The sequence below is a fragment of the Pseudomonas sp. HMWF006 genome (genome assembly GCF_003061205.1).
Lineage (GTDB): Bacteria > Pseudomonadota > Gammaproteobacteria > Pseudomonadales > Pseudomonadaceae > Aquipseudomonas > Aquipseudomonas monsensis.
In genome coordinates this window covers 575-6,862 of the sequence record NZ_QAIU01000096.1, presented here as the reverse complement: position 1 = coordinate 6,862, position 6,288 = coordinate 575, and the positions used below count along the sequence as shown (strand labels likewise).

The 6,288-nt window shown below is 57.8% G+C and carries 7 protein-coding genes; 5 read left to right on the top strand and 2 right to left on the bottom strand.

What is annotated here, in order from left to right; all coding sequences use genetic code 11:
• Positions 1–153: 153 nt before the first annotated feature.
• Positions 154–1,023 carry a triacylglycerol lipase gene (locus DBR24_RS03870; RefSeq protein WP_128613946.1) on the bottom strand — a complete coding sequence of 290 codons (870 nt, stop codon included), beginning with the start codon at positions 1,021–1,023 and terminating at the stop codon, positions 154–156.
• A gap of 336 nt (positions 1,024–1,359) precedes the next feature.
• On the opposite strand from DBR24_RS03870, the gene DBR24_RS03865 reads away from it, so the two are divergent.
• Positions 1,360–2,439 (top strand): hypothetical protein, encoded by a 1,080-nt coding sequence (locus DBR24_RS03865; RefSeq protein WP_128613944.1) that lies wholly within the window; start codon positions 1,360–1,362, stop codon positions 2,437–2,439.
• 55 nt (positions 2,440–2,494) lie between these two features.
• Here the strand turns inward: DBR24_RS03865 and DBR24_RS03860 are convergent, their stop codons facing one another.
• Positions 2,495–3,571 (bottom strand): 3-deoxy-7-phosphoheptulonate synthase, encoded by a 1,077-nt coding sequence (locus DBR24_RS03860; RefSeq protein ID WP_123468267.1) that lies wholly within the window; start codon positions 3,569–3,571, stop codon positions 2,495–2,497.
• 619 nt (positions 3,572–4,190) lie between these two features.
• On the opposite strand from DBR24_RS03860, the gene DBR24_RS03855 reads away from it, so the two are divergent.
• The 4 genes from DBR24_RS03855 to DBR24_RS34765 all read left to right on the top strand — a co-directional run.
• Entirely contained in the window at positions 4,191–4,952 is a 762-nt protein-coding gene (locus DBR24_RS03855; protein WP_128613943.1) for a carbon-nitrogen hydrolase family protein, read from the top strand.
• Positions 4,949–5,392 carry an N-acetyltransferase gene (locus DBR24_RS03850; protein ID WP_128613942.1) on the top strand — a complete coding sequence of 148 codons (444 nt, stop codon included), beginning with the start codon at positions 4,949–4,951 and terminating at the stop codon, positions 5,390–5,392. Before DBR24_RS03855 ends, DBR24_RS03850 begins: the two co-directional genes overlap by 4 nt.
• Positions 5,393–5,519: 127 nt before the next feature.
• Positions 5,520–6,161, top strand: a complete 642-nt coding sequence (gene uvrY, locus DBR24_RS03845) for a UvrY/SirA/GacA family response regulator transcription factor (RefSeq protein ID WP_024012761.1) — start codon at positions 5,520–5,522, stop codon at positions 6,159–6,161.
• 2 nt (positions 6,162–6,163) lie between these two features.
• The coding region (locus DBR24_RS34765) for a GIY-YIG nuclease family protein (protein ID WP_371921228.1) at positions 6,164–6,288 on the top strand (125 nt) is incomplete at its 3' end.

Sequence of the window (6,288 nt, the reverse complement as noted above, 5' to 3'; positions counted from 1 at the left end):
TCGTTGCACTTGTCTTCGGTGGCAACCAGGATGTGGCGGGCAGTGGCTTTAGCCATGGGGAAACTCTCCAATCTAATTCAGTAAAGTGTGGAGCCTACCGGATTCAGTGGGCGAATTCTCGGCAAAGTTCCGTTCGGTGATCGCTGTTGGCTTTTACAGATTTGCGGCCTGCAAGCGCAGGGCATGCTCGATGTACAGCAAGATCGGGTCCGGCAGCGCGGATGCGCCGATAACAGGCCGGCGCAGACTGCTCAAATGATCCAGCGGATAGTCAGAGCGGATCACTGTACCCAGGTGCGAGCTGTAGCGGCCGACGAATCCGTCGTTTTGTCCGGCCTCGGTAATGAAATATTCCGACAATCCACGGCAGAGGGCGTGTACCGGGTCGAGCATGGCGGCTTTGGTCGTGGGCAAGGTGCCGCTCCAGGAATAATAGCGAACACCGTCAACCAACTCCGCGCCATGCCCGCCCCAGGTGTGTGGCAGGCCCTGCGGGTATTTGTCATTGAAGAGACTGACACCCTCGGTGGTCAGGGCGTTGAGCGCGGCGAGTGCGCTTTGTGGCAGCGTTGTGCTGCCGCTCATAAGGGTCAAAAACTCGGAAAACAGTGTGACCACATTCAGGGCCACGGAATCCGGCAGTTGATCCGGTACCAGCGCCTTGCGCAGGAAGTCAGCCAGCTCCGAGCCGTGATTCGGCCCGCTGACCGACGTGACTGAGCCGACGACGTGTGGCATGTGCGCAGCAGCGTACCGGGCAGTGAGTGCGCCCTGGCTGTGACCGATAAGATTGACTTTTGCAGCGCCGGTGCCTGCGAGGACACGATCTATTTGCCTGAGGAGTTGCTCGCCCCGCACCTCGTTGTTGTGCGTGGCCGACAGATGCGGAATGAACACGCGGTTGCCTGTTGTCTTAAGTGCTTCCTTGACCTCGTGGAAGAGCTCGAAATGGCCAATGCGTTCAAATCCGAACAGGCCGTGTATCAACAGTATGGGATAGCGAGTTGTAGCATTCCGTCGCATGTTCTTACCTTTATCACAGAAGTTCATCGGGAAAATCTGTGGGTCACTCTAAAACACTCATACGGTTGGAGAAGTACGAAGAAACCCAGGTTCGCGGATGAATCTGGACTAGATGACGTAGGTGTTTTCTGTTTTTTGTGAGGCCCGAATCGGAAGTTGTGGACGTCCTCTGACGGATCAAGCGGATTTATTGCCTGCCGGCCTACTTGGTCCGTGGCTTTTGCCCGAGGGTTGTGGCGCATTTTGCTGACAGCGAAGACCACCACAATGGCGTTCAATATTTGTCGTCGACGCCATTGATGTAGCTGGCGTCTTATCCAAGGAATGGAGCCACGAATGAACACCCACGAAATCGAGTTTTGCTATCGGATGCGCCATCCCGTCAGCATGTGCCAGTCCGAGGTGCCGTTGCCGGCGGCGACGCTCGATGCCCTCAAAGGCGCAGCGCTGGATCCTTCCCTGAGCAAGGTCATCGTCAGGATCGCTCCCTATGCAAACATGGCGTGTGGCGATCAATTGCTGTTGAGCTGGGACGGCCTGGATATCGAAGGCTTTGCCTATCAGCATGAAATGGTTCGCTTCGTCAGCGAATCCCAGGTTGGCAAAGACGTGATCTTTGTTATCAAGGGTATGCACATTGCTGCACTGGACGGTGGTTCGCTTGAGGTTTACTGGACACTGGTCAGCGCGAACCTGCCCGAACCCGCAATGTCTGCACGGTTGCAGCTGTCAGTGGGGGATGCACAGCCGCAGCTGCTGGCGCCGCATGTCGAAGGTGTCATCGGCGGTACGCTCGATCCGGCCCGGGTGAGGGATGGTGTGCTCGTCATGTTTCAGCCTTACGCCCGAATGTCTTCAGGCGATCGGGTCTCGTTGACATGGTGTGGCGACATGTCGCCGGCGGCGTTCAACGATGCTTTGAAGATCGAAGCCTTTGCCGTTGCGCAACCCTTGTCGTTCTGGGTCGCTCCCGAGCACATCGCCGCGCAGCTTGGAGGTGAGGTGACGGTAAGTTACCGCGTGGAGCAGGTCGGTGGGGCAGTGCGCGAATCGGAGCCGACCAGGCTTCGCATTACTCCGTTCCATCGTGGCGAACTGCACGCTCCCGATGTGCTGGAAGCCGAGGATGGCGTGCTCAGTACGGAAAACTCGATAGATGGGGTGACCGTTGTGATCGGCAACCCACAGACGCAAGAAGGCGAGTTGGTCTACCTGAAGTGTGACGGTGACTTTTTCAATCACCGGGATGACCGGGAAATTACTCTGGAAACCGCAGGGAAGCCGCTGATCTTTATCGTGCCCCATCGGTTCTGGCGCGAACATCACGGAGGAACCGTGCGGGTTGCCTATACCGTGGAACGTCTGGACGAGGTCAGTCAGGAATCTGCGGTGACACAGGTGCGGATAGAGGCTTGAGGGCAGCGGCGTCAGCCCTCCGGTTCTCAATGATGCCGGAGGGCAGGCCTTCTGGTCAGTCTGCGGAATGCGCGCCCAGACGCTGCGCGGCATTCAGTAGCAAGCGTTCGGTGGCGTTGAAACCGAGGCATCCGTCAGTGATCGATACGCCATAGCGTAGTGAGGTGCTCAGGGGTTGGCAGCCTTCGAACAGATGGGACTCCAGCATCATGCCGATCAGTGAACGATCACCCTGCAGGCGTTGCTCGAGTACATCATTGAAAACAGCGGGTTGACGCAATGGGTCCTTGCCGCTGTTGGCGTGACTGCAATCGACCATGATTCGGCTCGGGATTTTCAGTCGATCCAGATCGGCATGGATTTTGGCCACGCTCTCGCGATCATGGTTCGGGCCCTTGTGGCCGCCACGCAGCACCAGATGGGTATCAGGGTTGCCCGGGGTCTGAATAATCGCCGGATGGCCCTGGCTGTCAACACCGAAATGCCGGTGTGGGTGGGCTGCCGAGCGCATGGCATCGACGGCGATGGCCGCGCCGCCATCGGTGCCATTCTTGAAGCCCACTGGCATACCGAGACCACTGGCCATTTCGCGGTGGATCTGCGATTCGGTGGTGCGGGCGCCAATGGCCACCCAACTGAGCAGGTCATCGAAGTAACCGGCAGCCATGGGTTGCAGCAGTTCGGTCGCCACCGGCAATCCCAGCCTGATCATTTCCAGCATCAGTTCGCGGGAAAGCGTCAGCCCTGCGGCCATGTCATCGCTGCCATCCAGGTGCGGGTCATAGGCCAGGCCTTTCCAGCCGACCGTGGTGCGTGGTTTTTCGACGTAGGCACGCATCACCAGCAGCATGTCGTCACGAACGTCGTCAGCCAGTCGGGCGAGTTTGCCGGCGTATTCGAGGGCGGACTGTGGGTCGTGGATGGAGCAGGGGCCAACGATGATCAGCAGTCGCTGGTCTTCACCGTTGAGGATCGCGCGAACTGCCTGACGTTGAGCGGCGACTTGCTGGCTCAGGACGGTGCTTAAAGGCAGTTGCTGTTTGAGTTGCAACGAGCTGGGCAGACGCAGTGTCAGCGCTTCGTTGGCGGAATCGAGTGTGGACAGTGGCAGAGCAGAAACGGACGAGTTCATATTCGGTCTTCCTGGGCAGGCGGCGGGTTCTTCCCGCGCACTCGGCCCTACTGGGGTGTTCGACAATTGGCCGTATTGGCTACGTGTGTGTGCTTGCCACCTGTAGGTGACCGATCGGAGGCGGCAGGCTGTCCCGAGCGGAAGCTGGTAAATCGCCAGGCGCTAAAGCTGTCGTAACGGTAATAAGTGGCGTAGTTCATTAGGTAATTCCTCAAAGTGTCTGGTGTGTCGCTGAAAAAGGTTCGGGCCTGAAAAAACAAAACCCCCGGTCGGGAGGCCGACCGGGGGTTGAGAATTCTCTGGTGGCGACCCGTTTTTATGGGCGCCGTGTGGGTATCAGGCGCGCCAGTGGCTAAACCAATACCCAAAATAAAAGCTGACCGGAGCGCAAATGTCAGTCGCCCGCGCAGCCGAAACCGAGCGCAAGGCGCTGGCGGTACGTAGCTGAGAGAGGGCGTTGAACATGGGTTGTCTCCGATGGTTGCGTCGAGCTTACTAGAGGCCAATGGGCCGGAGCAATCAGAAAATGCTATTGCGTAGGCCGTTCAATGCCTATTGATCGAGCGCCTCAAAAGTTGTGACACACTCCATGACTCATCTGAACCAGCAAGGAAGATCCATGTCGACGCTGATTATCGCCGCTGCCCAGGCCATCTCGATTGCTGGCGATCTTGCCGCCAATATTGCCCGTCACAAGCGCTTCATGACGGTCGCGGCGGCACAGGGTGTCGAGTTGCTGGTGTTTCCGGAATTGTCCCTGACCGGGTACGAAGGTGCGGTGGCTGCATCGTTGGCCATCCATCCGCAAGATCCGGTATTGCAACCGTTGCGCGATCTGGCTCGTGAGTTGAGTGTCACGACGGTCGTGGGCATGCCGGTTCGATTGCCAGAGAAGCCCGTCGTGTTGATAGGTGCTTTGATACTGGGGGCTGACGGTTCGCTGGGTGTGTACACCAAACAGCATTTGCATTCAGGAGAGGAGGTGATCTATGCGGAAGGGCAAGGCGGGCCGATCCTGGATATTGCCGGTAATACCGTAGCACTGGCGGTCTGCGCCGACTTCAGCTACGCCAGTCATGCCGCTGCCGCCGCTGAACAGGGAGCCGATATTTACGCGGCTGGCGTGTTGATCAGCGAAAAAGGCTATGCCCCCGATACCGCTCTGCTGCAGGGATACGCTCGTCAACATTCGATGGTCGTGTTAATGGCTAACCACGGTGGTTCTACTGGCGGATGGGTGTCAGCCGGGCGCAGCGCGATCTGGTCCGCCGACGGTTCGCTGATCGTCGCTGCGCCGGGCACTGGTGACGTGTTGGTCGTTGCCCGGCAAGAGGGCGGGACCTGGCAGGGGCAAGTCATTGCCGTGACGGAGGCACAATGACCTACCGGTTACGGATTGCCACGCCTGATGATCTGGCGTTTTCACGCAATCTCACCTGTCAGAATATGCTGCGGTACTACATTCAACATGATCTGTTGTGGCTGGACGAAGCGTTCGATGTGGCCTGGTCGGGACGCGAAAGCTGGCTGATCGTGCGCGCTGATGTGGTGGTGGGATTTTTCAGCCTGAGTCGTGATGCGCGAGCGCTGTATATCCGTGAACTGCAAATTGCAGAAACGTTTCAGGGGCAGGGCGCGGGATCCTGGGCGATTGATCAGGTTATCGGGATGGCCCGCAAGGAAAGGCGACCGGCGATGCGCCTCACGGTGTTCGAAAACAACCCGGCAAAATATTTGTATGAAAGAAAAGGACTACGGGTCCAGGGTGAAGACGAGTGTTTCTTGCGGATGCAGCTTGATATCAGTACACCTGTGCGCTGAAACCCTTGGCTGGCAAGCCCTGAAAGATGAAATGAAACTTTTTAAATACGGCTTTCCGCTAGGTCTGCCCGGCACTTTTTGCTAAGGTGTCCCGCATCCCAATAAGACCATATCGCGAGGTGTCTGCTTGATTAGGGTGCTAGTGGTCGACGACCATGATCTCGTTCGTACAGGCATTACACGCATGCTGGCCGATATCGATGGCTTGCAGGTGGTGGGTCAGGCCGAATCAGGTGAAGAATCCCTGATCAAGGCCCGTGAGTTGAAACCTGACGTGGTCCTGATGGACGTCAAGATGCCTGGCATCGGTGGCCTGGAAGCCACGCGCAAACTCTTGCGCAGTCACCCCGACATCAAAGTGGTGGCCGTCACCGTGTGTGAAGAGGATCCTTTTCCGACGCGGCTGCTGCAGGCAGGTGCTGCCGGTTATCTCACCAAGGGCGCCGGGTTGCCGGAAATGGTCCAGGCGATTCGTCTGGTCTTTGCCGGTCAGCGCTATATCAGCCCGCAGATCGCTCAACAGTTGGCGATCAAATCCTTCCAGCCCACCAATGATTCGCCGTTTGACGCCCTGTCCGAACGCGAAATCCAGATCGCGTTGATGATCGTTGGCTGTCAGAAGGTGCAGATCATTTCCGACAAATTGTGCTTGTCGCCGAAAACCGTGAACACTTACCGCTACCGCATCTTCGAGAAGCTCTCGATCAGCAGCGACGTCGAACTGACATTGTTGGCGGTGCGTCACGGCATGGTCGATGCCAGCGCCTGACCATGACTGAAACTTTCGATTCCGGCGCCTTTCTGTCGACGGTCAGTGGGCGTCCGGGCGTGTATCGCATGTTCGACAGCGACGCGCGCCTGCTCTATGTCGGCAAGGCGAAAAACCTCAAGAAGCG

Coding starts and splice junctions, on each gene's coding strand:
- DBR24_RS03855 (WP_128613943.1), top strand. CDS start 4,191: ATGTCGACGCTGATTATCGCCGCTGCCCAGGCCATCTCGATTGCTGGC.
- DBR24_RS03870 (WP_128613946.1), bottom strand. CDS start 1,023: ATGCGACGGAATGCTACAACTCGCTATCCCATACTGTTGATACACGGC.
- DBR24_RS03865 (WP_128613944.1), top strand. CDS start 1,360: ATGAACACCCACGAAATCGAGTTTTGCTATCGGATGCGCCATCCCGTC.
- DBR24_RS03850 (WP_128613942.1), top strand. CDS start 4,949: ATGACCTACCGGTTACGGATTGCCACGCCTGATGATCTGGCGTTTTCA.
- DBR24_RS03860 (WP_123468267.1), bottom strand. CDS start 3,571: ATGAACTCGTCCGTTTCTGCTCTGCCACTGTCCACACTCGATTCCGCC.